Consider the following 26,734-nt stretch of genomic DNA (forward strand, 5'->3'; position numbering starts at 1 on the left):
GCCTGGTGCTGCCGGACTGCGAGCCCCGCTCAGGCCGTAGGCTCTTGCGGTGATCATCGACACGAGTGCGCTCAGCGTTCTTGTGATTGTGTCTCTCGTGTTTGGACTTGGCGGGGTGGCCATCGGCGGCTTCGCACTCGTGCGACTTTCTCATCTTCACCGGTCATACGCGCTCCTTGAAGCAGCTGAGGGCCGGGAGAATTTCGTTGATGTGGTGGCGCGCACGATTGAGGAATTCCACGCACTTCGCGATGAGGTCGGCGATCTCGATCTGAGTTTGGCGCAGACCCGCCGCGAGTTGGCTCAGGCTCTTCGTCATGTCTCTGTTGTGCGCTATGACGCCTTCGGAGACCTTGGAGGGCGATTCTCGTTCTCCGCGGCAATGCTTGACGATTCAGGCGATGGCCTGGTGCTGACCTCGATTCACGGTCGCTCCGAAACTCGCACGTACTTGAAGGGCTTGAGCGGAGGCATCGCTGATATTGAGCTCTCGCCAGAAGAGAATGAAGCCCTGAAGTTGGCAAGGAGGAATGGCTCGTGACGCGTATTGCTTTCTTGGGGCCACGCGGAACTTTCGCTGAAGCCGCACTTCGCTTGCTTGATGCCGCCGTTGACGCGGAGTTGGTGCCCGCGGTCTCTGTGCATGCCGCCTTGGATCTGGCACGCTCTGGCGAGGTCGACATGGCACTTGTGCCGATGGAGAACTCTGTTGAAGGTTCGGTTCCATTGACCCTGGACGAACTGTCTTCCTCAGGCACGGGTCTGGTCATCATTGACGAAGTTGTCTTGCCTGTGACGATGACTCTGGTTGCGCCGGCAGGTGTCGGGCTGGCAGACATTTCCAGAATCGCAACACACCCGCACGCACACGCTCAGGTTCGTGGCTGGCTTGATGCCAATCTGCCAGGAGTCGTTGTGCTGCCGGCACTTTCCACGGCTGGTGCCGCAGCGGGACTGAACGATCTTCCGCGGATGTATGACGCAGCGATCGCGCCTGCAATCACGGCAGAGATCTACAAGCTCGACGTCCTTGCCACCAACATTGGTGACACCGAAGATGCGCACACTCGCTTTGTGCTAGTCCAAGCTCCAGGATTCGTGCCTGAGCCAACTGGCGCGGACAAGACCACTCTTGCGCTGTACATCCATCAAGATCAGCCAGGTGCGCTGCTTGCGATCCTCACTGAGTTCGCCGTCCGCGGAGTGAACATGACGCGCATTGAGTCGCGACCAACCCGCAAGGTGCTGGGCGATTACTACTTCAGCGTTGATATCGAAGGACACGTCTCCGACGCGCGCGTTGCTGAGGCTCTTATGGGCCTGCATCGCGTCTGCCTAGATGTCCGCTACCTCGGTTCGTACCCTCGTCATGACGGTCGTGAGCCGGTTTTGCGACCGGGTGTGACCGATGCAGATTTTGCCGAAGCGCAGGACTGGCTGCGAAAGTTGAAGGGGAACTGACGTGCGCTATTTCGTCACAGGTGCTGCCGGATTCATCGGCTCTCACTTTGTTCGAGAACTTCTCAATGGCAGCTATGGCACGGATGTCACCGGAGTCACAGTCTTTGACAAGCTCACGTACGCCGGCAATCTGGAGAACCTTGCTTCGGTCGCAGACGATCCGCGCTACTCATTTATTCAAGGTGATATCTGCGATGGGGAGTTGCTGGATTCGGTACTTCCCGGCCACGACATTGTTGTGAACTTTGCCGCCGAAACGCACGTTGATCGTTCAATTCACGGTCCGCAGGCATTTCTGGTCACCAATGTTGTTGGCGCACAAACTCTCTTTGATGCCTGCTTGCGACATGAGATTGCGCGAACGGTGCACATCGGCACTGACGAGGTCTACGGCTCTATCGACACCGGCTCTTGGACTGAGGCAGAGCCGCTGATGCCGAATTCGCCTTACTCGGCTGCGAAGGCTGCGGCCGAGATGCTGGTGCGCGCCTATCACGTCACCTACGGCCTGAATATCTCTTCAACTCGTTGCTCGAATAATTACGGCCCTTTCCAATTTCCTGAAAAGGTGATCCCGTTGTTCGTCACCAATTTGATCGACGGAGGCAAGGTGCCGCTGTATGGCGATGGTCTCAATGTGCGTGATTGGCTGCACGTTGATGATCACTGCCGCGGCATTGCGATTGTCGTCGCCAAGGGCCAGCCTGGGCAGAGCTACAACATCGGTGGCGGACTCGAACTGACGAATCGCGAGTTGACCGAACAGGTCTTGGCAGCCCTCGGTGCCGATTGGTCCAGTGTTCAGCCAGTTGAAGATCGTAAAGGCCATGACCGCCGCTACTCCGTTGATGATTCGCGCATTCGCGCCCTCGGGTATCAACCCGAGCACAAGTTCGCAGATGGGCTAGCCGAGACGGTTGCTTGGTATCGCGCGAACGAGGCTTGGTGGCGACCGCTGAAGTCGAAGGCAGCGATCAAGTAATGCGGGTGCTGGTCACTGGCTCACATGGCCAGTTGGGTTCCGAGCTCGTCTCAATCTTGGGCGAGCGCGGCACGATCGTCATGGGAGTTGATCGCCCGGGCATTGACATCACTCAGGCCGGCTCTATCGCTACAGCATTTGGCCTCTTCGAGCCGACCGTAGTGATCAATTGCGCGGCATGGACTGCAGTTGATGACGCTGAGTCGAATGAAGAAGCGGCTTTGCAGGCCAACGGTGTTGGCGCTGAACTGCTGGCACAGGCATGTGTTGAGTCAGGTGCCTGGATGCTGCAGGTGTCCACTGACTATGTATTTGCAGGTGATGCATCGTCGCCATATGCAGAGTGGTCACAGACATACCCGCTGACGGCTTATGGCCGAACTAAACTTGCCGGCGAGCATGCGGTGAAGGAGTTGCTTCCGGATTCGCACTGGATCGTGCGCACTGCCTGGCTCTACGGACTCAATGGCAATAACTTCGCGCGGACAATGCTCAAGCTCGAAAAGGAGCGCGACACCGTCTCGGTCGTCACCGACCAAATTGGGCAACCCACATATGCGCGCGATTTGGCGCATCAATTGATTGCGCTGATGGATGCGCATCCGGCGGCCGGAACCTTCCATGGCACTAACGCCGGGGCCGTGAGTTGGTATGAATTTGCGCAAGCGGTATTCGAAGGTGCCGGTGCTGATCCGAAGCGCGTGCTGCCCACTGATTCTGCGGCATTTGTGCGTCCTGCGCCGCGCCCGGCCTATTCAGTGCTGGGTCATGATGCGTGGGCTAACGCGGGGCTGGAGCCGATGCGCGATTGGCGAGAGGCGCTGGATGCTGCTTTCGCTGATGGACTCAGCGCCTAGCTGCCACGACCGCTTCGAGCACTTCGGCGACTCCGTCACCGGCTTCCTCTGAAGTGATGGCATTCGCATAGCCGCGAACCTCGTCACTGGCCGATCCCATTGCCACTCCAAGGCCGGCCCATTCGAGCATTCGAGTGTCATTTGAGCCATCGCCGATGGTGATCGTGCGGGCCGGATCCAGGCCAAGTCGATGACAAAGGGACTCCAGCATGGAGGCCTTGTTGACCTCCTTGGGGCCGATATCGAGCCAGGCCACTTTCGCGATGCCGAACTGCACCTCATGGAGATCGAGTTCTTCGACGAGGTGTCCCAGGCCCTGCTCCATGTGCTCTTCACTGCGGATCACCAGCCGCACTGCTTCAATTTCCCGGATCTGTTCCAACGGCATCTCTCGAACGGCCATGCCCAGGGCGCCACCGCGGAATGCGACATTGGTGTTCATCACTCCCCACGCGTCTTCGACGGTGAAGATCGCCCCAGGCAGCAGCGGAATCATCCGATCCAAGAATGGGGCGGGATCAAAGGTGAGCGCCTCGACAATGGTCTCTGGTGTTGATGTGGCCAGAATCGATCCGTTCGAGCAGACCATCCAGCCATCGATGCGCGCAGCGCGGGCTATCGGAGTGGTGGTTGAAAGGGATCGTCCTGTTGCCAGCACCACCCGCACACCTGCTGCCTCGCAGTCGGCGATGGCTTGGATCACGCGATGGCGCACGACTCCATCGCCCGGCACGAGGGTGCCGTCGACATCGATCCCAATGAGTTGCGGAAATTCAATAGTGCCGAGAACTGCTGGATCGAAGTGCTGTTCGGGTGTCGTGAGCGTCATGGTCCAGCGATATTACGCGGGTGGGGTGAACGAAGTCTTACCACCGAGAAATGCTTGCAAGGCCTTGGGAATCCGGACTGTTCCATCGGCTTGCTGGTGATTTTCGAGCAACGCAACGATGATGCGCGGCATCGCGCACAATGTTCCGTTGAGAGTTGCGACCGGGCGCTGGTTCTTGCCGTCACGCATCCGAATCTTCAGACGGCGTGCCTGAAATTCAGTCGTGTTCGACGTGCTGGTGACTTCGCGATACGTACCCTGCGTGGGAATCCAAGCTTCGATGTCGAACTTGCGCGTTGCGCTCGAACCAAGGTCGCCAGTCGCCACATCGATCACGCGATACGGAATCTCCAAAGCATCGATGAACTCGCGCTCCCACGCCAACAGCCGGGCGTGCTCAGCCTCCGCGTCCTCGGGCCTGGTGAAAACGAACATCTCGACCTTGTCGAACTGATGCACACGGATGATGCCGCGAGTGTCCTTGCCATATGAGCCCGCCTCACGCCGAAAGCAACTGCTCCAGCCGGCGTAGCGCAGAGGCAATTGCGCCTGATCGAAGATTTCATCAGAGTGATATGCCGCGAGTGGAACTTCGCTGGTGCCGACCAAATACAGATTGTCCTGCTCCAGTCGATAGACGTTCTCGGCTGCCTGACCAAGGAATCCGGTGCCCTCCATCGCCTCGGGCAGCACGATGGCAGGAGTGATCATCGGGATGAATCCGTAACTGACTGCCTGCTGCATTGCAAGGTTCAGCAAGGCGAATTCAAGCAAGGCTCCTTGCCCCTTGAGGTAGAAGAAGCGAGAGCCGGCAACCTTGGCTCCGCGCACAGTGTCGATGGCACCAAGGCTTTCGCCGAGGTCGAGATGGTCCTTGGGTTCGAATCCCTCACTGGCGAAATCTCTTGGCTGGCCGACGAGTTCAAGCACCTTGAAGTCGGCCTCGCCACCCACGGGCGAATCCGGATGGACCAGATTGCTGATTTGCAACCACAGTGCATCCGCCTCGATCGTTGCGGCATCGGCTGCTAGATCGGCAGCCCTGACTTCTTCTGCCAACGCAGATGCCTGCACCATGAGTTGATCAACCTCAGTCTGCAGTTGTGGGCGATCAGACTCCGCAGCCTTCTTCAACGCACCTTGAAGCGGGCCCATTTGCTTGCCCAGGATCTTCTGCTGATTGCGCAACTCATCGAAGCGCTGCTGCGCGGTGCGCTTGGCCCCATCAGCGGCAAGGAGGCGATCAACGATTTCGACATCCTCACCACGGCGCCGCTGTGACTCGCGAATGCGATCAGGATCAGTGCGCAGGATGGTCGGATCAATCACGGCAAGACCCTAGTCGGAGCAGGGCTGTTACAGATATTGACCTGAGCTGGGACCACCACTTTGCCCCGGAGGCAATTGGCCCTGTGACATGGCTTGGCGCCGCATCTCCTCGAACTGAGCCTTGGCTGTCATCTGCTGGGCATACAGAGCAGCCTGAATTCCGTGGAACAGCCCCTCGAGCCAACCGACCAGTTGTGCTTGGGCGATGCGGAGTTCGGATTCGCTGGGCGTCGGGTCGTCAAATGGCTGACTCAGACGTTCAAGTTCCTCGACCAACTCAGGGGCGAGAGCATCTTCAAGTTCTTTGATTGACTGCAGGTGAATCTCGCGTAGGCGAACCCGAGCTGATTCATCCAAAGGCGCGCTCTTCACCTCGTCGAGCAACTGCTTGATCATCGAACCGATGCGCATGACCTTTGCAGGAGATTGCACGAGTGACTCGATCTCGGTGTCCTGATCGGCGTCTACGGAACTGATCGGCTCGCCATCGGGACCAACCAGGGTCACCTGGCGTAGGGGAGTCTCAGAGCTCTCGGAGTGGTCAGCGGAGATGGTCATTTGGAAATTCTCCCATTTCGTATCGAGGCGCGCAGCAGGAGTACGGATGATCAATTGCTGGCAGTTGATGAAGGTGAAGCGGTAGGACTTGTACTCGTCGATGTTGGCTCGCTGGATGGATCCGCAGGTCCATGCGACCCGACTAACTGATCGATGGAGGAAAGCAGGTAGAAATCGCCCCAGACGTAGCTTCCGGTACGCGGATCTGCCGGTACGTTGAGGCTCTGCTGCAGAAGAATTCCCGGATTGCGCGTATTGGTATTGAGCCATCCTGGGCTTGCCAAGGTGCCGACCGTGAGCTTGGCGTAGTTGGTGTAGGTGCGGGCACTCACGGTGTTCGGCTCGTGAGCTGCGAGAGTGAGCATTCCGCTGGCGGCGATGGCGGCCGCGGATGAATCGCGTGGCGCTCGATCGCCACTGACATCGAGATCCCACGCAGGTACACAACCCGGTGGCACTCGACTCATCCAGTAGTTCGCGGTGGCCTCTGCTGCTTTGAGAAACTCAGGATTGCCCGTCAGTTCGTATGAGCGCGCGAATCCGTTGATCGCCCAGGCCTGTCCGCGTGACCAGGTACTCGAAGTGCTCGTCAGGCCTTGACCTGCGATCGGTCCGATCAAAGCGCCAGTGGTGGGGTTGAAGGCCATCCGGTGGAAGGTCGAACCGTCGTCTCGGATGAATTGCTTGGCAAGTGTGAGCATGTGCTGTTCGCCGAAGTAGACGAGCGCATCCCCTTCTGGCCCGAGCAACTGTCCGACCTTGATCATCAGTGGCGCATTCATTGCGGAGTCGATGATCACGCCCCATTTGCCGTTGTAGTCAGCAGACTTGATTGCCATCACGCGCGAATTCCATCGACGAGCTAGTGACTTCGCCGCGGTGATCTCGGCGTTGAGATATGCCCGTTGGCGCGCAGCACTGGGATCTAGATCCATTGCCAAAGGCATTGGCACGCCGATCATGAAGCCAAGATCATGCGTGCCTCGATCGTTGGCGACCCGAATCAGTGGGGCTGTGAACTTTCGTGCTTGACGTAGCCACTTCGCATCGCCCGTCCATTGGTACATCGACCAGAGTTCGCCCGGGAAGAAGCCGCTGGTCCATGCGGTTGGGCCAGTTCGGACGTAGCGAGTCTGATCAGTCAGAGCGCCAAAGGGGTAGCGACTGGAGCCCTTGGCTGCCGCAGCCAATTTCCGTCCAGCCAGCCCGAACGCGACTTCGGCTTGTGATGGCGAGAGTTCGGTCGAAATGACAGGACAAGCCACGCTGGTGCCCTTGCTAGGGCCGGAAGTAGCCGAAGAACTCGCGGAAGGGCTTGGAGTTGAGCTCGCACTTGCGGAAGCCGAAGGTTCGGCCGTCTCAGCCCAAGTCGCCGAAGCAACGGTGAGGGGCAGCAGGGCAGCCAGAAGAAGAGTCGAAACTTGTGTGCGTCTCATGCTGAAGCGGAAACGTCAATCGTAAGCAGGATCTTGCCGGTGACCTCGCCGGCCTCGAGCATGCGATGGGCCTGCGCAGCCTGTGAGATTGGCAATTGCGCGCCGATGACAGGCGCAACCAAGCCGGCGTGGATCCACGGCCATACGACTGCGCCAAGCTGCTCGCAGATCAAGGCCTTCTCATTGAGAGGGCGCCCACGCAGACTCGCTGCGTGAACTGTCGCGTTCTTTCGCAGTAGTTCGTTGAGGTTGATCTCGGCCTTGATCCCACCTTGCAAGCCAATAATTGCCAGGCGGCCGTTGCGATTGAGCGCCTTGATATTTGAAGCGAGGTATTTCGCGCCGATAACGTCAAGGATGACGTCGACTCCACCGATCTCGACTTGCAGGACCTCAAGAAAATCGTGCTCCTTGTAGTTGATCAAGATGTCTGCGCCGAGTTGGGCGCAGGCATCGAGTTTCTCCGCACTTCCTGCCGTCACTGCGATGCGTGCGCCCATGGCTTTGGCGAGCTGAATTGCCATGGTGCCGATGCCAGAACCACCACCGTGAATCAGCAGCCATTCGCCTTGTTGGAGCTTGGCTGTCATGAAGACATTGCTCCAGACCGTGCAAGCGACCTCAGGAAGACCAGCGCCTTCGATGAGCGAGATGCCCGGTGGCAAGGCCAATACTTGACCGACAGGGACGTTGACCTGCTCGGCGTAGCCGCCGCCCGCGAGGAGAGCGACCACCTCCTGGCCAACCGAGAAGCTGGTGACTCCCTTGCCCAAGGCGGTGATCACTCCTGAGCACTCCAGACCGATGATCGTGCTCGTGCCCGGTGGCGGGTCGTACATTCCTTGGCGTTGCAGCAGATCTGCGCGGTTCACTCCTGCCGCTGCCACTGCGATTGACACCTCGCCAGGGCCAAGCTCAAGATTGGGGACTTCCGCCCACACAAGACTCTCAGGTCCACCCGGACCACTCGGTTGAGTAATCGCGAGCATGACTTGACTATCTCACTTCGGTTGGCTGTTCCATCTTCTGCACCGCGCGCTTCTGGGCAAGTTCGCGAATCATGAAGCCTCCGATGACTGCGGTGGCCGTGATGGCCACGACTCCAGCGAACAGACTGCTGACAACACCGAGCAGTTTCAAAGCTGTGACCGCCAGGACCACCATCAGCAGGTAGCGCAGGAGATGACCGTCGTAGCGAGTTGACAGCCGCGAGCCGACGAGTACGCCCGGGATCTGTCCGATGAGCAGGGAAACCACCACGGCGATATCGATTTCGCCCAAGCCAGCATGCGCAATCGCGCCGGCAATCAACATCGGCACGGCCTGAGTCAGGTCAGTGCCAACGAGAACGCTCGGACGGAGCAAGGGGTACAGCAGGAGCAAGACAGTGACGACCAGCGAGCCCGAACCAACGCTGGTCATGCCAACAATCAAGCCGACGGAGGCACCGAGAATCAGGGTTGGAATCGGCTTGACCGGCATCTTTGTGCCGAGTTGTTCTTGAGCCCCGTACTTGCGGAAGGCGCGGGCAGCCAGGAAGGTCTTGGCGACCATCGCGGCCACAGCGACCAAGAGAACCGCGCCCAACCAGGTCTTGATGGTGTCGCTGGCATCCGAGGTCTGCAGAACCGCGTTGAAGATGAAACTGCCGATAAGCACGCCGGGAATTGATCCCGCTGAGAGCCAGCTGACCAATCCCCAGTGCACGGTCTTATTGCGGATGTGCACCCACGAGCCAACTGGCTTCATGATGGCGGCGGCGACCACATCGCTGGAAACGGCGGTTGCGGGGTTGATGCCGAAGATGAGCACGAGCATCGGTGTCACCAGAGCCGCGCCGCCCATGCCCGTGAGTCCTACGATGATTCCCGCGATCAAGCCCCCAAAGGAGAGCGCAAAATCGATGTCGGCAAACGTCACCGCGGAAGCATATCCCTAGTAGCGGGATAGGGAATGTTCGATGGGGCTTTACCTCAACTTGGGATTGGTCGGATGCTCATCGCACATTGACGAGGCAGGATTCTCATGTGCCCAAGGCCCCAGAAGGATCCGCCCGACTCCTGCCCGTTGGTCAATCGGGGGCACTCTTGGACTTGCGCTCTCATTCGGCATTCGTCCAGCACTTTGGCCCACTGCCGCAGATCGCACCACCGAAGAGTGGTCACCCCGGTCAGTTGATCCATGAGTTGGAGAAATCGGGGCTTCGTGGCCGAGGTGGTGGATGGTTTCCGACGGCGCGCAAGGTGCATGCGGTGGTCGAGAGCGCCGCAGCTCGTCGTGCGTGGTCAAACGGCCGCCGTCCAGTGGTTGTGGCCAATGCGATGGAGGGTGAGCCCGCCAGTCACAAGGACGCCGTACTCCTGCAGACCTCCCCCCATCTTGTTCTTGATGGGATTCAGGCGCTAGCGCTGACGATTGGCGCAGATAGGGCCTATATCGCTCTTCACCGGAACTCTCCCTTTGTATGGCTTGTCGAGCGAGCGCTGGCTGAACGAGACGATCACATCGCAATCGAGCTGATTCAGCCGCCATCTCGCTATGTCGCCAGTGAGGAAAGCGCCTTGGCGCACTGGGCTGGCGATGGCATCGCAACGCCTGTGTCGGGAGATCGACCATTCATGCGCGGGGTCAGTGGCCGGCCAACAGCGGTGCACAATGTTGAAACTCTCGCCCACATTGGGCTCATCGCCCGATTCGGTGGTGAATGGTTCGCCGAGATTGGTTCATCTTCGGCACCCGGCACTTGCCTTGTGAGTGTCGGAGGTGCAGTGATGACTCCTGGAGTCATCGAGGTGGCAACTGGATTGCCAGTTGCCGAAATCATCAAGCGCTGCAACGGCTTTTCAAGCGAAGTCTCGGGTTTCCTGACAGGCGGATACGGAGGGTCGTGGGTTGCGACCCAGGCTCTCGAATCTGCCGCTTGGTCTCCAGAGTCGATCACCGAAGCAGGTGGCGTGATTGGTGCCGGCATCTTGTGGGCGCTGGATGCCCGCAACTGTCCGATCCGCGAACTCGAGCGCGTCACGTCGTGGATGGCGGGTGAGAGCGCGGGTCAGTGCGGGCCATGCCGGTTCGGCCTGCCAGCGATTGCGGGCGACCTCGATGCACTCGGCAGGCAGTCGGCACAGATCGACGATCTCAATCGTGTCAACTGCCGCTTGCCGCTGGTGACACAGCGCGGTGGATGCAAGCATCCCGACGGCGTAGCGCGCTTTGTGTCAACGGGCTTGCATGTCTTTCAAGAAGAAGTGGCGCATCACCTGCGCGGGCGTTGCAGCGCTACCTCGGTTGCAACTTCGCTTCCGATTCCCGCGGGTCGCAGCACGCCAGTGCCGTTTCCCGGGAAGGGCTTCAAATGAGCGATTACGCGCAACTGAATTTGAATCCTACGACGTGCGACGCTCATGGCTTCTGCGTTGAATTGCTGCCCGAACTCGTCACTCTTGACGAGTGGGGCTATCCCTTGCTGGCGACCGGGACGCTGACTGTGGCGGTTCCAAGAGATCTGATTTCGGCTGCCCGCAAGGCTGTTGGCGCCTGCCCGGTGTCCGCTTTGCGGCTATCCAAGCATCAGCAGTGACCTTCGCATCTTTAACTTCCGTTTACCTTCACCAAATTGTTCCCTGTCGGTTCGCTGCCTACCGTGATGTACTCGACCAAAGGAGATGCAGGTGAGCGTGAAAGACCGGCCCACTTCGGCTGCGCAGAAACTCACAGCGCTCGGAATCGCATCTGCTACTTGCGTGGGGCTGGTTGGCGTCGTTGCGGTGCGAAACGCGCAAGGCGCTGATGCCGTCGCGACAAGCGCGATTGAGCCATCCACGACGCTCACTCAGGCGCAACTCGATGCCAATGCCGCACAACTGCTCGCTGCACAGCAGCGACTTGACGCCTATCGGCAGCAACTTGCAGATGCAGCGAAGGCGACAGCCACTCCACCGCCCACTGCCGCGAGGAGAGCTCCATCGACCACGAGTTCGTCGAATGCACTCAAGGCCAGCAAGAAGGCGGCGGGGCAGAAAGCTGCTGCAAAGAAGGCTCGTGCGGCAGCAAGGGCAGCTAGGGCCGAGCAACAGCGACTACTGCAGCAGCAGCAGCAACAACAGCAACAGCTCCAGCAGATGCAGCAACAACAACTGCAGCAACAGTTGCAGCAACAGGCAACCCAAGGCCGCACCAGGGCGAGTCGATGACCGATCAGGCGCAACTCAGTTTCCGTGCGATGGGCGCAGCATGCAGCGTGCTGGTCTACGCGCCAAGGGCAGCTGAACGGCTCTGCCAAGTGGCGGTGTCGCGCGTTGCGCTGCTTGAACAATCATGGTCGCGCTTTCGCGAATCCAGTGAGCTGAACCAACTGAACGCGAGCGCTGGCACGGGACCTTTTGTTGTGAGCGGCGACCTACTGTCGCTGGTGTGGCATATGAAGCGGGCCTGGGAATTGACCGATGGACTCTTTGATCCGACGATGTTGGCGCAAATCAAGGCGGCGGGCTATGACGCAGATTTCGCCACAGTCATTGCACGCGATGCGCTGGCGTCCGCGCGAACTTGGGCAGTTCCGCATCGCTCATCGGCTATGGCGGACGTCAAGATCGATCTTCAAGCGAGCACCGTTCTTCTTCCTGGCGACATCGGGCTTGATCCTGGAGCCATAGGCAAAGGGCTTGCTGGCGACATCATTGCTGCGGAATTGATGAGGGCGGGTGCTACCGGCGTGCTCGTTGACCTTGGTGGCGACATCGTCATGGCAGGCACGCCAGGGGGCGAAGATTTCTGGGCCATCGCTGTTGAGGATGAGAGGTCGCCCAATGACGAATCTCGGGAGCCACTCATCGTGCGTTTCGATCCTGTCGATGGATCGCATGCGATTGCGACTTCATCAACCTTGTATCGGCGTTGGGCTGGGGGCACCCGTCATCATGTGATGGATCCACGCACCGGCCTGGTTGCCAATCCCGAGCTCGTGCAAGCAACCGTGTGGTGCGGAGCCGGCTGGCTTGCCGAAGTCAGTGCGACGGCAGCGTTGCTCATGACCAAGGATCAAGCGCTTGCGTGGCTGCAGGAGCATCAGCGGGGGTTTGCGATCATGACCGCAAGCCAGGCTTTCAGTTCTCTTGTCAGCGCTCTTCATGGGTAGCGTCTCCTGGACGTGGATAGGCATCCGAGCCAGCGGCGTTACAGCGTGGGGTCTGCTCACGGCAGTGGTGCTGTGGGGCATCTTGTTGCGTACCCGCATTCTCGGACGAGCAGCATCACCAACGCGCCTGCTGGATCTGCACCGCTGGCTTGGCATCTCCGCACTCGGTTTCTTGGCATTGCACATGCTGCTGTTGCTCGTCGATCCCTTTCTGCCCTTTTCCATTGCACAGATCCTTGTTCCTGGATTGGCGTCGTGGGAGCCGCTTGCAGTGGCCTTCGGCATAGTCGCCTTCTGGCTGATCATCCCCGTCTCAATCATCGGCCGGCTGCGCCCGCGCATGGCGAACTCGGGAGCAAAGCTCTTCCAGCGAAGCCATTGGCTCGCGTATGCGGCTTGGCCGGTGGCAACGGCGCACTATGTCCTGGCCGGAACCGATGCCTTGGCGGATTGGTCCATTGGGATTCTCATTGCCGGGACTGCCCTGCTCGTGGCCGGATTGCTTGCCCGCGGATTCGTTCCAGCGCCTGGACCAACGCGCGCGGCGGGCTCCGTCGTCGTTCGCTAGAGCGCAAGTACCGGCACTGATTGGCCGCGAGCACCGCTGTTTGGCGCGACAACTGCCACTCCATCGGCATTGGCCCAATGCGCCAGATGCGCAAAACCTGTTGGCAGGGTCCTGGCGATGACGTGCGCGCCGGATGTATCGAGCTGCACCGGAATGAGGCGAGTGTCATCCGCGTAATCGCCTTCATCAATGTCATCGACCAGCACGGCTTGCGTGGGGCGTTCTTGTTCTGCACCGCGCAGGGCCATTACTAGTGGTCTGACAATGGTGACCAGACCAGCGAGCGCTGCGGCTGGATCCCCAGGAAGTCCGACCACGAATCGGTCGTCAGGCAGCCGAGCGAGCAGCATCTGTGCTCCGGGTGAGGTCGCCACTCCGTCAATGAGCCAACGCGCGCCGAGATCTCGCAGGACTTGGCGCACGTAGTTGTCGGGAGCGGGAGCAGTTGAACCGGTCGTGATGAGCACATCCACGTTGGCGTCAGCGATGTGCTCTCGCAGCAGGTATTCGGTGTCGGGTGCGCGCATAGGTGGATGCGAACGCGCTCCCTGCCTGCCTGCGAAGTCCGCAACGGCCTCGCCGAGCGCATCACGCACGCGCCCATCGCGAGGCAGTCCTTGTGACAGCAAACTGCGCCCGAGCACCAGGGTCCCCACCACGGGAGGGCGGATGATGTCGAGGCTGTCGTGCCCGGCAGCAGCGGCCAAGGCCAGCACTGATGCGTTCGCCAGCCTCCCTGCCGGCACCAAGCTTCCGCCCAGTCTCATGCGTGCGCCTTGGCGCACGATGCCGGCGCCGAGGGCGGGGCGCGCCGCCTCATCGATCACACCAGTGAGCTCATCCAGCGCAATCACGACGACCGTTCCATCGGCAGCAAGACGGATGTCAGCGCGATGTGGGCGCAGCACGGCGTCGGTGTGAAGTGCGATGGGCGATCCGGTCGTCACAAGCTGGCATTCGCCTGATCGAAGTTGACCCTCATTCACCGCAAGCCATGGTCCTTCACCACAGATCGCGTAACCATCGAATTCAGCGGAGTCGGCTGGTGGATCATCAAAGAGGAGTGTCAGATCGCGACCCAAGATATTGCCGCCGGCTTCATCCAGACGTGCCGCTACAACGGGCAGCGGCCGGCCGGCCGTCACGGCTACGTGCACGGCCTGAGTCCAGGCCAGCACGCCGTCAAGTCCGTAGGTGCTCATATGTGAGGAACAGTACGGGCAGCTCAGTTCAAACTGCTGCTAGTCGTCGTCGCCATCCCGATCATCCGAATGTTCGACCTCATGCTCTCCCGAAGTCGGCTGCAATGTCGGGAGCTGTGAGGGCGAACTCGATACGTTCGAGTGACGCGCAGGGGATGGCACGCGCGCCACAGACTGGCTGCTGCTCTTCGCTGCCGGTTCGGCTGCCGGGGCCACGTACCTGTCACTGCTTCCCGCTGTTGCTGGTGCTGTCGGCGTCGGCGTTGGCACCGGAATCGTGACTTGCTCTGCGATGAGATCGATTGTGGTGGAAGTCGGCGCTGTCTCAGTCGCATTCACTACCGATATGGCTGCCGCCGTGCCGGCCATCAGAATGCCTGCTGTTGCCGCCGAAATCATCATCATGGCTCCACGAGTCATTGCCCACTCCTCTTTTCGTGATGAGCCCACGGTATGTCGTGGCGGGCCAGCGCTACCCGAAGCGGAGGTTAAGCCTCGGTAAGGATCTTGGCTTTGCGGCTTGTGGTTGGGCAATGCGCGCAGGGAACTGTCACCATTGCCGTGTGCGTATTCTCGTCGTTGAAGACGACCCAGCTGTTTCAGAGCCCTTGATTCAAGGCCTACAGCGCAATGGCTTCGAAGTTGAGCACGTTGGCTACGCAATGAATGTTGTCCCGGCAGTCATTTCGGGATCCGGAATCGACGTCGTATTGCTGGATCTCGGACTTCCAGATGGCGATGGCCTCGATGTGCTCCGTGAACTGCGTCGTGTCAGTGATGTGCCGGTCATCATCGCGACTGCCCGTGGCGACGAGACCGATCGCATCGTTGGTCTTGAACTTGGGGCAGACGACTACGTGGTCAAACCCTTCAGCGTTCGCGAACTCGCTGCGCGCATACGCGCTGTTGCCCGGCGCCGCCGCATAGAGCCAACGTCTGAAGGCACGCGCATCGTCGTCAACCGCGCGAGACGGTCCGTATCCGTCGATGGCGCTGAAATCGACTTGACGGCAAAGGAATTCGACTTGCTGGCTGTACTTGCAGAGGAGCCCGGTCGCGTGGTGCCAAGGCAGGAGTTGTTTTCGCGTGTGTGGGATCCCGTGTGGGTAGGCACCGGAAAGACCTTGGATGTGCACATCGCCTCGTTGCGCAAGAAGTTGGGCGACCCAGAACTTGTCGAGACAGTTCGCGGGGTGGGCTACCGGCTTGCCGATCGATCAGCATGAGACTGCGCCTCGTCCTGGTCATGACTGCGATTGCCGCCGGAGTAGCGATAGCCCTCGCGATTCCGATGGCGATTGTTATCTCTACGGATCTTCGTTCGTCCTTCGTCTCTCAACTAGAAGTGGACACCTTGGCGACCGCTGTGACCTTGGCCAGCCAGTCGAGTGCTGAGTGGCCCACGACTATTGCGAAGGTGGCCCAGCGAACAGGCGCTCGTGTGGTCATCGTTGACGAGGATCGCTCGCTGATTGCCGACAGCGCCAACTCAACCACGGATCGATCCTTCGACCGGCCTGAAATCGTGCAGGCTCTTCACGGAACACTGACCTCAAGCGTCAGACCTTCGGCGACCTTAGGAAGCGATTTGCGTTACGTGGCAGCGCCGATCGTGAAACAGGAACAGGTGAGCGCTGCAGTGCGCCTGTCGCTGCCTGAGGACGACGTAATTGCTGTTGTCCATCGATCGCAACTGTTCCTTGTTGTCTTTGTGCTCGCGGTTATGTTCCTCGCGGCCATGGTGGCGTTGTTGCTCTCTCGCTCCATCACCGCGCCGTTGTCGCGCTTGGCGGCCGTAGCACGAGGCCTTCCGGACAATCTGAATCTGCGTGCTCAAGATGGGGATGGGCCTGCAGAGGTCCAGGCGGTGGCGGGCGCCCTCAATCAAACGGCTGATCGACTCTCCGGAATTCTGGAGCACACTCAAGCGGTCGCCGCGGAGGCCTCTCATCACCTGAAGACGCCACTGACCAGTATTCGATTACGGCTGGAGGCAATTGAAGATTTGAGCGAACAGGAGCAGGTCCGAGTCGAAGCAGAGCGAGCCACCTCAGAGGTTGATCGTCTTACACATCGGATTGATCAGGTTCTTGAACTTGCTCGCAATGATGCCGGCGTGCTGCATACGACAGTGTCCGACGCATCAGCCGTCATTGCCGATCGAACCGTGGCGGCTGCAGTCATAGCCGAAGAGCGCAATCTTGAGCTGCGAGTCGCCTTGGCTCCGCACGTGTCAGTTGGAGTGAGCTCGCCAATCCTTGCGCGCATCGTGGATGAGTTGCTCGGCAATGCATTCGACTATGCGCAGTCACAAGTACGAGTCTCACTCGCGGAGGTGAGCCGGCAGGCGGTTCTCACCGTTGAAGATGACGGGCCAGGCATCTCGGTTCAGGAAGCTGAATTGATCTTTCAACGATTTATGCGAGGGAAAGGTGCCAATTCTGGTGGAAGTGGGCTGGGTTTGGCTTTGGTCCGCGAAACCGCGCGCGCAAGCGGCGGCAATGCGGTTGCGCTCGCCTCAGTGCTGGGCGGTCTTGAAATTCGCGTGAGCTGGCCGCTCGCGCTCGCCAAATAGGCTCCACTCATGCCAATGAGCGCCGATCTCGTCGTCATTGGCGGTGGCATTGTCGGCCTTGCGATGGCTGATGCCTGGCTCCTTCGCAACCCCAAGAGCTCGGTCATCGTGCTCGAGAAAGAGTCCACGCTGGCTGCACATGCCTCGGGTCGAAACAGTGGAGTGCTGCACGCAGGGTTCTACTACGCACCAGATTCCCTCAAGGCTCGCCTGACCCGTCAGGGCAATGCCCAGTTGCGCGAGTTCTGCATCGAAGCAGGTGTTCCTATTCGCGAGACCGGCAAGGTGGTTGTCACGCGTACCGAGAGTGAGTTGCCAGCCCTACAGGAGTTGCACAAGCGCGCCGTCGCCAATGGCGTCGAAGTGGAACTCGTCGATGAACAGCAATTGCTCGAGCTCGAACCGCTTGCTCGGACGCACACAAGCGCCTTGTGGTCACCCACTACCGCAGTGGCCAATCCCATTGCGGTCGTTGAGGCACTTGCAGCGCGCGTGGCGTCTCGGGGCGGACAACTGCTGATGGGTTCAGCCGTGCTGGGCGCGGGGCCTGGGTGGGTGCGCACAGCGAGTCATGGCGAGATCAGTGCTGGGCACATTGTCAATGCTGCTGGACTGTATGCTGATGTTGTTGCGCGCTGGTTCGGCGTCGGCAATGAATATCGAATGCTGCCGTTCAAGGGTTTGTACTGGTACGGATCATGGGAGCCCGGTCGTTTGCAGCGCCATGTGTACCCAGTTCCTGATGCACGCAATCCGTTCTTGGGCGTACATCTCACGGTGACTGTCGATGGACGCGCCAAGATCGGGCCGACGGCAATCCCGGCGCTGTGGCGCGAGGACTACGGCGGCGTACACGGTCTCAAAGCTTCCGAAAGTATGGAGATTGCCCGGACCTACCCACGATTCCTCACGAGCAAAGATCACGATGTTCCTGGTCTGATGCGTTCAGAACTTCCGAAGTACTCGCGCAAGCATCTTGTGCGTCAGGCGGCCGCGCTCGTTCCGGCTGCGCGTGTCGAGGATTTCACCGAGAAGGGTCGAGTCGGCGTGCGTGCACAACTCTTTCATCTGCCGAGCAAGAAGCTCGAGATGGATTTCGTCGTTGAGCAAGGTGAGAGATCTACGCACATCTTGAACGCGGTTTCACCGGCTTGGACAAGCTCGTTGTCGTTTGCCAGTTACGTCATCGACGCAGTGATGGTCTGAGCCAGACCCCCAGCGACATCGTTCAATGCCGGGCGTGTGTAGGCGCCGTCAGCAATCTCCAACGCGGGTGTGCGTGACAGTGCTGCTCGCAGGACCTGGATCGCCTGCTCATGCAATTCTGACAGCGGGCGATTGCGATGCGTGCGTGTGCCGAGGTCAACCTGAGCAATGCTGTCAACACCGTATGCGCGGGAGATGTCGATCAGTAGGCCAATCTCGACTCCGTAGTCAATTTCGAACTGCGTCGCGAGCGCGACCTCGCGGCGAATTGCATACTCGCCGCTGAGTGGTTGCCGGATGTGTGCGAGTTCTGGATAGAGCAGTTGGAGTACTGGGCGCGCAGTCAACTCAGTTACTCGTCCGCCTTCATCACCTTCGCCATGAAAGGTGCGCCGATAAGTGGATCGAACGAGGGCGAGTTCGTCGTCGAGCAGCAGCGGCTCAAGCAATCCGGTGACGTACTCCGGAGTGAATGAACCAAGATCCGCGTCGAGCCACACGATGAAGTCACCAGATGAGGCTTCGACTGAACGCCACAGCACGTCACCTTTGCCCAGCGCAGGACCAAATTCAGGCATGACCGAACTGGCGTCGATGACCGTCGCACCGCACTCGTTGGCGACCTCGGCTGTCTGATCGGTGGAGTCGTGATCCAGCACGATCAGTTCATCCACGAGCGCGTGTGCGTCCATCAACTCCCGCTTGATGCGCAACAGAATCGGTGCGATCGTCGCGGCTTCATTGCGGGCCGGGATGCAGACGCTGACGCGGCGATCACCCTTGTGAGCCATGAGTTCGGCAACAGCGAGGTCAGAAGTCAAACGAAGTTGGCGTACAGGTGCCATATTCGCCCCCTCCGAGGTTCAGGTATCGCGTGAACGTGCTGAGTAAACAAGCGTCTCATATGCCACGAATCAGGCGCTCGCTTGCAGACTTCTTATGCGAACGGCCAACTAGACGGCAGGCAGTACTCGACCAAATCCAGAAAGATGGGTGGCAAACCAATCGCCGTAGATGCCTGCGACTTCGACCTTGTCGCCGGGACGAGGCGCATGGACCATCTTGCCGGCGCCGATGTAGACGCCAACGTGGTGAACTCCACGCTTGAAGAAGAAGACCAGATCCCCGGGCATCAGGTTCTTGCGGGTGATCTTGGTTGCGCCGCGGTACTGAGTCCAGGAGGTCCGCGCGATGGTCTTGCCGGTGGCCATCCGGTAGACGTAACTGGTCAGTCCTGAGCAGTCAAAAGAACTTGGGCCAGAACGGCCAGCGACATACTTGTCGCCGATCTGAGCCCGGGCAATCTTCACGATCCGATTGCGCACCAGCATCTGCCGAGCTCGCGCCAAGAGGGTGGGCGAGGTCTTGGCAGCGAGAGTGCCGGAGCGGATGCTCAGCATGAGAGCACCGACACCCGTGGTTGCGGCGCCTGCTCCGGTGATCGGAGACAGTTCTGCGCTTGCTGCCGAGACAGCGCTGTTGCCGAAACCCATCGTGGCCATAAGCAAGGCGCCGGTGACGGCGCCTGTCATGACTCGGGTCGGTCGTGTTGATCGGACGCGCACGTGTCGTACCCCTTTGGTCTGGCGGCGGGAGGCCGGGTTCCCTCGGTCGTGCGGTCGAAACTGCCCTAGGGCGCCAGTTCTTGGCGGCCTTGACCGTTCCACGAGGCGTTGACGCTAGGTGTAGAACCGAGCAATGTGCAGCCCCCCAGCCCGTATTTCGGACGATCCCTTGGAGGCTTGTGGGATGGATCACAGGATTCGTAGCCTCAATCGCCCCGTGAGTCCCATCAGTCACATGCGCAATTCGGACACCACCCGTTGGCCCCAATTAGCGGACAATTCGGTCTTTCAACTGCGGTCGAGGCTCGTCAAAGAACGCGGATTGCCCCTTACTCTTGCCCAGTGGATCAGCCGCGCTCAGCGCTCGCCAAGGGCTTGATCTTTGTAGGGATTGCAACTCTTGTCGGAAATGGCGCCGCATACGGCCTGTCGATGGTCGCCGCTCGCGTGCTGGAGCCTTCCCAGTTCGGTGCTTTCGGCGCACTTATGGGCGTGCTGATCATCGTCTCCACTTTGTCCATCGCCTTGCAGACCGTCACGGCTCGACGCGTTGCCGTGGCCACCACCGATCGGGCAAAAGTCGAGGGCCAGTCCGTTCGCTTGGCTGTCTTTATCGCCATGGCGATCCTCGTTATCGGAGTCTTGGCCGCGTGGCCAGCCGGTGAACTGCTGGCCATTCCCTATGCGGCCATGTTCATTGGTCTGGCCTCGCTGGCCTTCGTCGTGCTCGGCACGGTTTCCCTGGGCATCGCACAAGGACGCGAAGAGCACCTTCGATTCAGTGCCGGCTTCATCGCCAACGGTGTTGGACGAGCGCTGTTCGGCGTTGTCTTTCTGCTCATCTTCGGCAGCATTGAGGCTGCTGCGGTAGGCATCCTGATCGGCTGCGCTCTTGGCGCGCTCATCAGCTACCGCATCATTTGCCCGGGCACGTGGGGCGGGTCAATCTCAACAGGCTCGCTGCCTGAGTTCGGCCATGTGGCTCACGCACTTGTCGTGCTGTTCACTCTGACAAACATGGATGTCCTGCTCGCCCGCGTGTTCCTGACCGAGGCGGAGTCGGGCGAATATTCGGTCGGTGTGCTGTTGGCAAAGATCGCCTTCTTCCTGCCAAACGCAATCATCATCGTGCTCTTCCCGAAGATGACCTCCGGCGACAACCGGCGAGCTGTGTTCATTGCGACTGGCCTGACGGCAATGCTTGGCGCTTCCATCACACTGTTCAGCCTGCTCTTTGGCTCTCTTGTCGTTCGCTTTCTCGGCGGGGCGCAGTACATCGATCTGGGGCTTGGTGAAAACGCCTGGCGGTTCGCCCTTGAAGGTTCAGCTTTCGCGCTGGTTCAGGTGCTGCTGTACGCGCGACTCGCGGCTCAGGATCGACGGGCAGTTCTGCTGGTCTGGGCAGCCTTGGTTGTGCTCGTGCTCAGCGTTTCGCTGTGGTTCCACAACTCTGTCGAACAGATCGTGTCGACCGTGGTTGTGGTGTCGCTCATTCTGACTGCGGTGGGTCTGCTGATCGATAGACGGTCCTCGCCAAAAGGCACGACCTTCGTCCCAATCCAAGCCGCCGAATAGTCAGAGCAGGAATTGCCTGGCCCAAGCGCCCAAATGCTCTGCGCACTCGTCCACTGATTCTTTCCATGATTGTGCTGCGCCTGTATCGGCGTCATCGCTGACTCGCTTGACAATGCGGACCGGCACACCGGCCGTGATTGCCGCCCTCGCAACGGCATAGCCCTCCATGTCGACCAGATCGGCATGCTCAGCAAGGAGCGCCCTTGCTCTTGGATCCGCGACAAAGGCGTCACCTGTGGTCAAGGTCAGACCGGCGCCACCAAGATCGACTGGCTCGCCGAAGTGCATACCGACGAGATCGAAGAGGGCTTCGTCATCGAGATCATGCTGGCTCACCCGGCTGATGACGTGCGTCCCGATGAGATCGGGCCGTAGGGCGCCGGCTGTGCCGAGATTCACGACCTCACTGGGGGAACTCTCACCAAGAATGGTCGCTACAGCAATCGCTGCATTGACCTTGCCGATGCCGGTCACGAGCACCGGCAGTTCGGTCAGATGGAGGTGAATCGCCTCCTCTTCGAGCGCCACAACGAGCAATGGGCGGTCACTTGAAATCGTCCGATGCAGTCGCATGGGCGTCACGCTAACGTGAGGGTTCAACATCTGGAGGCAGTCGATGCGCAGGCCCGCTCTGAGGATGACCTCTGCAGTGCGAAAAGCTTTGATCGTTGTGCTCGTGCTCGCTGTCGGCGCCGCGGGATTTCTGCTGGCTCGCGCGACGAGTGCCACAACGCCTGAAGCAATCCCAGTAGGCGGGGTGGTGAACCCCTCGCCCGCTCCCAACGCAACTGCCGTGGCGCCGACGGCTCTGTCCCCTGACGTTTCAGCTATTCATCAGGGCCAAGTGAGTTCGACGACTTTTGAGGCTGGGGCTGACCTACCCAATACGCCTTCTGTAGCCATGGGATATCGAGTGGCCACCGGCCAGCTCAAGCCTCGGCAATTAGCCACCGTCATCGCTCAACAGTTCGGTGTTCTCGGCAGCGCAGCGAGCACAGATGATGGTGGTTGGCAGGTCGGTGGCGCCACCGACACTGCTCCTATCGTCAATGTCTACAACGATCCGCTCGTTCGATGGGTCTTCGCTGACGAGCAACTGACTGCAGGTGCGGCTATTGATCAGGATCGCGCAAAGCAGATCGCCACCACCTTGCTCTCTCCACTTGGCGTGCCAACAGATGATGTGGAATGGGAGATCCTTCGCGACCAGAACCGAGTGGTCGTGCATGCCTGGCTGGTACTCAAGGGCTTGCGGACCGAACTGGGATGGACTGTCGTTGTAGCCCCGGATGGGGAAGTGGTGTGGGCCGATGGATTCGCCGCGACCCTGGTTCCCGTGCCGGGCTACCCAGTGCTCGGTGCAACGGACTCGCTCAATCGGTCACTCAAGCCGGGTTGGCAATTCGCGGGGCCGACTCCGTGGACCGGCGCGGGCTCGTCGCCCGCTATGGCGGTCCCAGGACCAGTGCCGACAGCGAAGGGCAAGCCTGTGCTTGTGGCCGGAGTGCAAGTGCTGACAGCGGATCGTGCTGAACTCAGCCTCGCCCAGTTCTGGCAACCCGATGGCGGCCTCTTGATCCTGCCGTCGTATGTGATCACTACGAACGATGATCGCAAGTGGAGCTTGCTCGCTGTGACCAATGCCTTCATCGATGTGCGTGACATGGTTCCGGCCGCTGATGCGCCGAACCCGGCAATCGCAGTGCCTTGAGAAGCGCCGTGCCATAAGCCGATGTAGCCTTCATCTTCGCATTCGCTTCGGATGCATGGCGAGGTGGCAGAGCGGCCGATTGCAGGCGCCTTGAAAGCGCCCGTGGGGAAACTCACCGGGGGTTCAAATCCCTCCCTCGCCGCAGAGAGGGAGATGGCGATGAGTGAATTGGTGCTCATCGCCATCGATGTTTGGTTTCTGGTTCTTGTGTCGGTAACCGCCGGATTCTGGGCAACGTTCTGGCCGGACTCTTGGTTGAAGAGCGACCCATTTCCCTTGAGGCTGAACCGCTGGGAAAGCGTTGATTTGTATCGACGTTGGTGGGTGGCAACCTTGGCTCGCCAATTACCAGAAGCGGGTAACACCTTCGGTGGGCATTCGAAGAAGAAGCTCTTCGGCTCAGACCTCACGAATCTGAATCGCTACCTCATGGAAGTACGCCGCGCGGAATGGGTCCATCAGATCTCGTGCTTGGCGGCGATCCCGCTGTTCTTCTTCAACCCCTTGTGGCAAGCGTTGGTGTTCTTGCTTGCGACAGTGCTCGTCAACTCAGGATTCATCATCATTCTCCGCTACAACCGTATTCGCCTGCTGAACCTGCAGGCAGCCTTCAACGCGTGAATTAGGAGTTCAGCGACTCAATATCGATGACGAAGCGGTAGCGCACATCACTTGCTACAACGCGATCCCACGCCTCGTTGACCTGCTGCACGGCAATGACTTCAACGTCTGAACCGAGTTTGTGCTCGCCACAGAAATCAAGCATCTCTTGAGTTTCACGGATGCTGCCGATGCCTGAGCCGGCGAGGCTCTTCTGGCTGCTGAGCAATGAAGCGGACTGAATACTCAACGGGTCGGTGGGAACGCCAACCATGCACATGGTTCCGTAGAGACCCAGCAAACCAAGGTAGCGATCGACATTGAGATTGACCGAAACAGTGTTGAGCAGGAAGTCCAGCGAGTAGGTCGAGTTCTTCCACGCTTCCCTGTCTGTGGACAGAAGGAAGTGATCGGCGCCAAGGCGCAGTGCATCTTCTTCCTTGGTCGGCGAGTGACTGATGAGCGTGACTTCTGCACCCATGGCGTGAGCCAGCTTGACTCCCATGTGCCCAAGACCGCCAAGGCCAACAACGCCAACGCGAGTACCGGGTCCGACTTTCCAGCGGTTCAACGGTGAGTAAGTAGTAATGCCCGCACACAGCAGCGGTGCGGCCTCGGCCAGGTTCAAGTTCTCGGGAATGTGCAGCGCGTAGTTCTCGTCGATGACGATGTGCGTGGAGTAGCCGCCATATGTAGGTGTGACGAGATCCTTTTCCATGCCGTTGTAGGTCGCGGTGCTGTGACCCAAGCAGTAGTGGTCATTGCCCGACTTGCAATTCGCGCATTCGCGGCAGGAGTCAACGAAACAGCCGACGCCCGCGTGATCGCCAAGCTTGAACTTGGTGACGTTTGAACCGACGGCTGAGACAACGCCGGCAATCTCATGGCCTGGGACCATCGGGAAGATGCCCTGGCCCCACTCTTCGCGACCCTGGTGGATGTCCGAGTGACAGATGCCGGCGAATTTGATGTCGATGGTGATGTCATCAGGACCGAGTTCGCGCCGAGTGATGGTGAAAGGGGCGAGCGGTGCATTCGCGGCGGGTGAGGCGTAGGCGCGGACGTCCATGATCGATCCTTTGCTTGTGGGGTGCACAAACCTTAGCCAATGTTTGCAGTGCCTACTTACGGGGTGCGCTCACAGCGAAAGGGGTCAGCGCACCATCAGCGTTCCGCCGTCAATTGAGATGACCTGACCTGTCATGAAGCTGGCGCCAGGCGATGCGTAGAAGGCCATCACCGGCACGAAATCTCGCTCAATGTCGCCGAGCTTTCCACCGATCGGCACGGCACTGCTCATCATGACGTCGTGCGCTGCAAGTTGTTCCGAAGTCATCTCTGAACGGGTCTTGTCATACATCGGGGTCCAGATGGCTGGAGCGATCACATTGACCGTGATGTTGTAGCGAGCCCATTCCTTGGCCGCCGTGCGACTCCAGGCTGTGACGGCGCCCTTGCTCGCCGAGTACACCGACTTATTGGGCTGGCCGATGATGCCTGCGGCCGAGCCAAAGTTCAGGATCTGACCGCCGCCGGCTGACATGTGCGTGAAGGCTGCTTGATTGGTCAGCATGGTGCCGAGCGCGTTGACGCTGAGCACCTGATTCCACAGTTCGACAGTGTTGTTCTCGGCCGCGGAGGACGGAGCAATTCCCGCGGCGTGAATGAGCACGTCAAGGCCGCCCAAGAGGTCAACCGCCGAAGCAAAACTGGTGTCGACAGACTCCTTGTTTGAGACATCCACGCTCATGAACTGAGCGCCCGACTCTTCGGCGATGGCCTGGCCCTTGTCCGGATTCAGATCCATGGCAACAACACCGGCGCCGAGTGCTGGAAAAGCCCGCACGAGACCCTCGCCCATGCCGCTGGCTCCACCAGTGATGATGATCCGACGACCATCCAGCCTTGTTGTACTCATGCGCAGCCTCTTTTCGGTTGCCGCCCAACGAAGACTCCGGGGCGCTCGTTCAGCGAGGCTAGCGGGATTCAAGCTGCCAGATCCGGGATCCACCGATCAGCGCTGCGTCATTTGGCACGATCACACAGTCTTCGCCGAGCCGCTTGGCAGATACCGGTGTGAGGTGCCTCGAATTTCCCCCACCTATATAGAGGCGATCCCATCGAAAGACGGGCCGAAAACCCTCAACCATTCGCACCACTCGCCGCGACCACAGTGCATCGCCCAAGCGGCGTCGCTCTGGTTCGCCGATGTAGTTGTCGTACACGACCTCGGTCTTCACCGGCATCTGCGAGAGCTCCATGTGCGGGGCCAAACGCCCTCCGTCGAACACCGCGCAACCCAGACCGGTGCCAAGAGTCAGCACCACTTCAAGCCCCTGGCCAGTGACGACTCCAGCCGCATGCACTTCGGCGTCATTGAGCACCTTGACCGGTACGCCAAGGGCCAAGGCCAATGAAGCTCGCGCGTCGAAGCCCGTCCATTGCTTGACCAGTTCCGGCAACACTCGGCTTCGAGGCCCAGACTTCGTTACGTAGTGGGGAGTGGTGATCACTACTCCGTGGCGGATCATCCCCGGCAGACCAACAGTCGCGCGGTCAGCAGCTGGCAGCCCACGGGCCAACAGAGTCAAGGTGTCCACGAACAGCGCCGTGCTCAAGGGATATGGAGTGGCGACCCGCACGGGCTGAGCGCGCATGGTGCCGGCATCGTCAAGGACGCAGGCCTTGAATCCACCGCCCCCGCAGTCGATTGCCAATGTGGTGGTCACAAGGCCGAAGTCTGCCCGATACGATTTCCCGGCTTACCAGGCATGGAGGCGTCGCCTAGTCCGGTCTATGGCGCCGCACTGCTAATGCGGTTTGGGTTTTAACGCCCATCGGGGGTTCAAATCCCCCCGCCTCCGCCACAATCGGCCCCGACTTAGGTTGGGGTCGATTGCTATTTCTGGAGTTATTACCCAGTGTGGGCAGGAGGGGAAAGCAGGCTAGACTTCGCCGCTGTTCTTCGATCGCGCCCGTAGCTCAACGGATAGAGCATCTGACTACGGATCAGAAGGTTAGGGGTTCGAATCCCTTCGGGCGCACTTTGTGAAGTCCCGGGACATCGTTAACCCCTGTCCCGGGACTTCGTTTATTTCGGGGGTTGTTTCTTTCTTCGTCCGCCGCGTTGGGGACTGCCTTTG

29 protein-coding genes and 3 tRNA genes are annotated in these 26,734 nt (G+C 59.7%); 18 read left to right on the forward strand and 14 right to left on the reverse strand.

Annotated features, from left to right (window positions below):
* Nucleotides 1-49 precede the first annotated feature (49 nt).
* The 4 genes from Q7L55_13110 to rfbD are packed head-to-tail and all read left to right on the forward strand — an operon-like array spanning nucleotide 50 to nucleotide 3,300.
* Nucleotides 50-541, forward strand: a complete 492-nt coding sequence (locus Q7L55_13110) for a DUF4446 family protein (GenBank protein ID MDO8733490.1) — start codon at nucleotides 50-52, stop codon at nucleotides 539-541.
* The gene (gene pheA / locus Q7L55_13115) at nucleotides 538-1,461 is read left to right on the forward strand and encodes a prephenate dehydratase (protein ID MDO8733491.1); all 924 of its coding nucleotides are present in this window, start codon (nucleotides 538-540) and stop codon (nucleotides 1,459-1,461) included. Before Q7L55_13110 ends, pheA begins: the two co-directional genes overlap by 4 nt.
* Nucleotide 1,462: 1 nt before the next feature.
* Nucleotides 1,463-2,443: a dTDP-glucose 4,6-dehydratase gene (gene rfbB / locus Q7L55_13120; GenBank protein ID MDO8733492.1), complete on the forward strand. Its 981-nt coding sequence runs from the start codon at nucleotides 1,463-1,465 to the stop codon at nucleotides 2,441-2,443.
* On the forward strand, nucleotides 2,407-3,300 hold the full coding sequence (gene rfbD / locus Q7L55_13125) for a dTDP-4-dehydrorhamnose reductase (GenBank protein ID MDO8733493.1): 894 nt from the start codon (nucleotides 2,407-2,409) through the stop codon (nucleotides 3,298-3,300). Before rfbB ends, rfbD begins: the two co-directional genes overlap by 37 nt.
* On the opposite strand, the gene Q7L55_13130 is transcribed toward rfbD, so the two are convergent.
* Genes Q7L55_13130 through Q7L55_13155 form a run of 6 tightly spaced genes read right to left on the reverse strand, consistent with a single transcriptional unit; the run spans nucleotide 3,290 to nucleotide 9,372 of the window.
* Nucleotides 3,290-4,129 (reverse strand): HAD family hydrolase, encoded by an 840-nt coding sequence (locus Q7L55_13130; GenBank protein MDO8733494.1) that lies wholly within the window; start codon nucleotides 4,127-4,129, stop codon nucleotides 3,290-3,292. The two genes, rfbD and Q7L55_13130, sit on opposite strands and share 11 nt — an antisense overlap.
* Nucleotides 4,130-4,141: 12 nt before the next feature.
* Nucleotides 4,142-5,458: a serine--tRNA ligase gene (gene serS, locus Q7L55_13135; protein ID MDO8733495.1), complete on the reverse strand. Its 1,317-nt coding sequence runs from the start codon at nucleotides 5,456-5,458 to the stop codon at nucleotides 4,142-4,144.
* 27 nt (nucleotides 5,459-5,485) lie between these two features.
* A complete protein-coding gene (locus tag Q7L55_13140) occupies nucleotides 5,486-6,016 on the reverse strand; it encodes a bacterial proteasome activator family protein (GenBank protein MDO8733496.1) in 531 nt (176 codons plus the stop codon).
* A gap of 50 nt (nucleotides 6,017-6,066) precedes the next feature.
* On the reverse strand, nucleotides 6,067-7,452 hold the full coding sequence (locus tag Q7L55_13145; GenBank protein MDO8733497.1) for a hypothetical protein: 1,386 nt from the start codon (nucleotides 7,450-7,452) through the stop codon (nucleotides 6,067-6,069).
* Complete coding sequence (locus tag Q7L55_13150) at nucleotides 7,449-8,441, reverse strand: NAD(P)H-quinone oxidoreductase (protein ID MDO8733498.1); 993 nt, start codon at nucleotides 8,439-8,441, stop codon at nucleotides 7,449-7,451. The genes Q7L55_13145 and Q7L55_13150 overlap by 4 nt, the downstream gene beginning before the upstream one ends.
* 7 nt (nucleotides 8,442-8,448) lie before the next feature.
* Complete coding sequence (locus tag Q7L55_13155; protein ID MDO8733499.1) at nucleotides 8,449-9,372, reverse strand: sulfite exporter TauE/SafE family protein; 924 nt, start codon at nucleotides 9,370-9,372, stop codon at nucleotides 8,449-8,451.
* A gap of 107 nt (nucleotides 9,373-9,479) precedes the next feature.
* Here Q7L55_13155 and Q7L55_13160 point away from each other — a divergent pair, with 107 nt between their 5' ends.
* From Q7L55_13160 to Q7L55_13180, 5 genes are all read left to right on the forward strand, one after another.
* On the forward strand, nucleotides 9,480-10,811 hold the full coding sequence (locus tag Q7L55_13160; GenBank protein MDO8733500.1) for an NADH-ubiquinone oxidoreductase-F iron-sulfur binding region domain-containing protein: 1,332 nt from the start codon (nucleotides 9,480-9,482) through the stop codon (nucleotides 10,809-10,811).
* Complete coding sequence (locus tag Q7L55_13165) at nucleotides 10,808-11,032, forward strand: ferredoxin (GenBank protein ID MDO8733501.1); 225 nt, start codon at nucleotides 10,808-10,810, stop codon at nucleotides 11,030-11,032. The genes Q7L55_13160 and Q7L55_13165 overlap by 4 nt, the downstream gene beginning before the upstream one ends.
* Before the next feature lie 91 nt (nucleotides 11,033-11,123).
* Nucleotides 11,124-11,645 carry a hypothetical protein gene (locus Q7L55_13170; protein MDO8733502.1) on the forward strand — a complete coding sequence of 174 codons (522 nt, stop codon included), beginning with the start codon at nucleotides 11,124-11,126 and terminating at the stop codon, nucleotides 11,643-11,645.
* Entirely contained in the window at nucleotides 11,642-12,589 is a 948-nt protein-coding gene (locus Q7L55_13175) for an FAD:protein FMN transferase (GenBank protein ID MDO8733503.1), read from the forward strand. Before Q7L55_13170 ends, Q7L55_13175 begins: the two co-directional genes overlap by 4 nt.
* A complete protein-coding gene (locus Q7L55_13180) occupies nucleotides 12,582-13,157 on the forward strand; it encodes a ferric reductase-like transmembrane domain-containing protein (protein MDO8733504.1) in 576 nt (191 codons plus the stop codon). Before Q7L55_13175 ends, Q7L55_13180 begins: the two co-directional genes overlap by 8 nt.
* Here Q7L55_13180 and Q7L55_13185 read toward each other — a convergent pair.
* Both Q7L55_13185 and Q7L55_13190 read right to left on the reverse strand, forming a co-directional pair.
* Nucleotides 13,154-14,359: a molybdopterin-binding protein gene (locus tag Q7L55_13185; protein MDO8733505.1), complete on the reverse strand. Its 1,206-nt coding sequence runs from the start codon at nucleotides 14,357-14,359 to the stop codon at nucleotides 13,154-13,156. The two genes, Q7L55_13180 and Q7L55_13185, sit on opposite strands and share 4 nt — an antisense overlap.
* Nucleotides 14,360-14,398: 39 nt before the next feature.
* The gene (locus Q7L55_13190) at nucleotides 14,399-14,779 is read right to left on the reverse strand and encodes a hypothetical protein (protein MDO8733506.1); all 381 of its coding nucleotides are present in this window, start codon (nucleotides 14,777-14,779) and stop codon (nucleotides 14,399-14,401) included.
* Nucleotides 14,780-14,922: 143 nt separating this feature from the next.
* Between Q7L55_13190 and Q7L55_13195 the strand changes: the two genes are divergently transcribed.
* The 3 genes from Q7L55_13195 to lhgO are packed head-to-tail and all read left to right on the forward strand — an operon-like array spanning nucleotide 14,923 to nucleotide 18,140.
* Complete coding sequence (locus Q7L55_13195; protein MDO8733507.1) at nucleotides 14,923-15,585, forward strand: response regulator transcription factor; 663 nt, start codon at nucleotides 14,923-14,925, stop codon at nucleotides 15,583-15,585.
* Nucleotides 15,582-16,934, forward strand: a complete 1,353-nt coding sequence (locus Q7L55_13200; GenBank protein MDO8733508.1) for an ATP-binding protein — start codon at nucleotides 15,582-15,584, stop codon at nucleotides 16,932-16,934. Before Q7L55_13195 ends, Q7L55_13200 begins: the two co-directional genes overlap by 4 nt.
* A 9-nt stretch (nucleotides 16,935-16,943) precedes the next feature.
* Nucleotides 16,944-18,140, forward strand: coding sequence for an L-2-hydroxyglutarate oxidase (gene lhgO, locus Q7L55_13205; protein ID MDO8733509.1), 1,197 nt, complete (start codon nucleotides 16,944-16,946; stop codon nucleotides 18,138-18,140).
* Here lhgO and Q7L55_13210 read toward each other — a convergent pair.
* Entirely contained in the window at nucleotides 18,113-18,985 is an 873-nt protein-coding gene (locus tag Q7L55_13210; protein ID MDO8733510.1) for a glucosyl-3-phosphoglycerate synthase, read from the reverse strand. The two genes, lhgO and Q7L55_13210, sit on opposite strands and share 28 nt — an antisense overlap.
* Before the next feature lie 108 nt (nucleotides 18,986-19,093).
* The gene (locus tag Q7L55_13215) at nucleotides 19,094-19,705 is read right to left on the reverse strand and encodes an NlpC/P60 family protein (protein ID MDO8733511.1); all 612 of its coding nucleotides are present in this window, start codon (nucleotides 19,703-19,705) and stop codon (nucleotides 19,094-19,096) included.
* Between the two features lie 342 nt (nucleotides 19,706-20,047).
* On the opposite strand from Q7L55_13215, the gene Q7L55_13220 reads away from it, so the two are divergent.
* Nucleotides 20,048-21,280: a hypothetical protein gene (locus Q7L55_13220; protein ID MDO8733512.1), complete on the forward strand. Its 1,233-nt coding sequence runs from the start codon at nucleotides 20,048-20,050 to the stop codon at nucleotides 21,278-21,280.
* Here Q7L55_13220 and Q7L55_13225 read toward each other — a convergent pair whose 3' ends face one another.
* Nucleotides 21,281-21,853 carry a nucleosidase gene (locus tag Q7L55_13225; GenBank protein MDO8733513.1) on the reverse strand — a complete coding sequence of 191 codons (573 nt, stop codon included), beginning with the start codon at nucleotides 21,851-21,853 and terminating at the stop codon, nucleotides 21,281-21,283.
* A gap of 76 nt (nucleotides 21,854-21,929) precedes the next feature.
* Between Q7L55_13225 and Q7L55_13230 the strand changes: the two genes are divergently transcribed.
* The 3 genes from Q7L55_13230 to Q7L55_13240 all read left to right on the forward strand — a co-directional run bounded on the left by Q7L55_13230 (nucleotide 21,930) and on the right by Q7L55_13240 (nucleotide 23,612).
* Complete coding sequence (locus Q7L55_13230) at nucleotides 21,930-22,991, forward strand: hypothetical protein (protein MDO8733514.1); 1,062 nt, start codon at nucleotides 21,930-21,932, stop codon at nucleotides 22,989-22,991.
* A 57-nt stretch (nucleotides 22,992-23,048) separates the two neighbouring features.
* A tRNA-Ser gene (locus tag Q7L55_13235) sits at nucleotides 23,049-23,133 on the forward strand.
* Nucleotides 23,134-23,150: 17 nt separating this feature from the next.
* Nucleotides 23,151-23,612: a hypothetical protein gene (locus Q7L55_13240; protein MDO8733515.1), complete on the forward strand. Its 462-nt coding sequence runs from the start codon at nucleotides 23,151-23,153 to the stop codon at nucleotides 23,610-23,612.
* A gap of 1 nt (nucleotide 23,613) precedes the next feature.
* Here Q7L55_13240 and Q7L55_13245 read toward each other — a convergent pair whose 3' ends face one another.
* The 3 genes from Q7L55_13245 to Q7L55_13255 all read right to left on the reverse strand — a co-directional run bounded on the left by Q7L55_13245 (nucleotide 23,614) and on the right by Q7L55_13255 (nucleotide 26,320).
* Nucleotides 23,614-24,663, reverse strand: a complete 1,050-nt coding sequence (locus Q7L55_13245; GenBank protein ID MDO8733516.1) for an NAD(P)-dependent alcohol dehydrogenase — start codon at nucleotides 24,661-24,663, stop codon at nucleotides 23,614-23,616.
* Nucleotides 24,664-24,744: 81 nt separating this feature from the next.
* Nucleotides 24,745-25,509 (reverse strand): SDR family oxidoreductase, encoded by a 765-nt coding sequence (locus Q7L55_13250; GenBank protein MDO8733517.1) that lies wholly within the window; start codon nucleotides 25,507-25,509, stop codon nucleotides 24,745-24,747.
* A gap of 58 nt (nucleotides 25,510-25,567) precedes the next feature.
* Nucleotides 25,568-26,320 (reverse strand): ROK family protein, encoded by a 753-nt coding sequence (locus Q7L55_13255; GenBank protein ID MDO8733518.1) that lies wholly within the window; start codon nucleotides 26,318-26,320, stop codon nucleotides 25,568-25,570.
* A 44-nt stretch (nucleotides 26,321-26,364) separates the two neighbouring features.
* On the opposite strand from Q7L55_13255, the gene Q7L55_13260 reads away from it, so the two are divergent.
* Nucleotides 26,365-26,458 (forward strand) — tRNA-Ser (locus tag Q7L55_13260).
* Nucleotides 26,459-26,562: 104 nt separating this feature from the next.
* Nucleotides 26,563-26,635: transfer RNA gene (locus Q7L55_13265), tRNA-Arg, on the forward strand.
* Nucleotides 26,636-26,734 lie beyond the last annotated feature (99 nt).

The organism is Actinomycetota bacterium (assembly GCA_030650795.1).
Lineage (GTDB): Bacteria > Actinomycetota > Actinomycetes > S36-B12 > S36-B12 > UBA11398.

Coding starts and splice junctions, on each gene's coding strand:
- Q7L55_13175 (MDO8733503.1), top strand. CDS start 11,642: ATGACCGATCAGGCGCAACTCAGTTTCCGTGCGATGGGCGCAGCATGC.
- Q7L55_13200 (MDO8733508.1), top strand. CDS start 15,582: ATGAGACTGCGCCTCGTCCTGGTCATGACTGCGATTGCCGCCGGAGTA.
- lhgO (MDO8733509.1), top strand. CDS start 16,944: ATGCCAATGAGCGCCGATCTCGTCGTCATTGGCGGTGGCATTGTCGGC.
- Q7L55_13185 (MDO8733505.1), bottom strand. CDS start 14,359: ATGAGCACCTACGGACTTGACGGCGTGCTGGCCTGGACTCAGGCCGTG.
- Q7L55_13180 (MDO8733504.1), top strand. CDS start 12,582: ATGGGTAGCGTCTCCTGGACGTGGATAGGCATCCGAGCCAGCGGCGTT.
- Q7L55_13140 (MDO8733496.1), bottom strand. CDS start 6,016: ATGACCATCTCCGCTGACCACTCCGAGAGCTCTGAGACTCCCCTACGC.
- Q7L55_13225 (MDO8733513.1), bottom strand. CDS start 21,853: ATGCGACTGCATCGGACGATTTCAAGTGACCGCCCATTGCTCGTTGTG.
- Q7L55_13240 (MDO8733515.1), top strand. CDS start 23,151: ATGAGTGAATTGGTGCTCATCGCCATCGATGTTTGGTTTCTGGTTCTT.
- Q7L55_13165 (MDO8733501.1), top strand. CDS start 10,808: ATGAGCGATTACGCGCAACTGAATTTGAATCCTACGACGTGCGACGCT.
- Q7L55_13150 (MDO8733498.1), bottom strand. CDS start 8,441: ATGCTCGCGATTACTCAACCGAGTGGTCCGGGTGGACCTGAGAGTCTT.
- Q7L55_13145 (MDO8733497.1), bottom strand. CDS start 7,452: ATGAGACGCACACAAGTTTCGACTCTTCTTCTGGCTGCCCTGCTGCCC.
- Q7L55_13210 (MDO8733510.1), bottom strand. CDS start 18,985: ATGGCACCTGTACGCCAACTTCGTTTGACTTCTGACCTCGCTGTTGCC.
- Q7L55_13190 (MDO8733506.1), bottom strand. CDS start 14,779: ATGACTCGTGGAGCCATGATGATGATTTCGGCGGCAACAGCAGGCATT.
- Q7L55_13250 (MDO8733517.1), bottom strand. CDS start 25,509: ATGAGTACAACAAGGCTGGATGGTCGTCGGATCATCATCACTGGTGGA.
- Q7L55_13130 (MDO8733494.1), bottom strand. CDS start 4,129: ATGACGCTCACGACACCCGAACAGCACTTCGATCCAGCAGTTCTCGGC.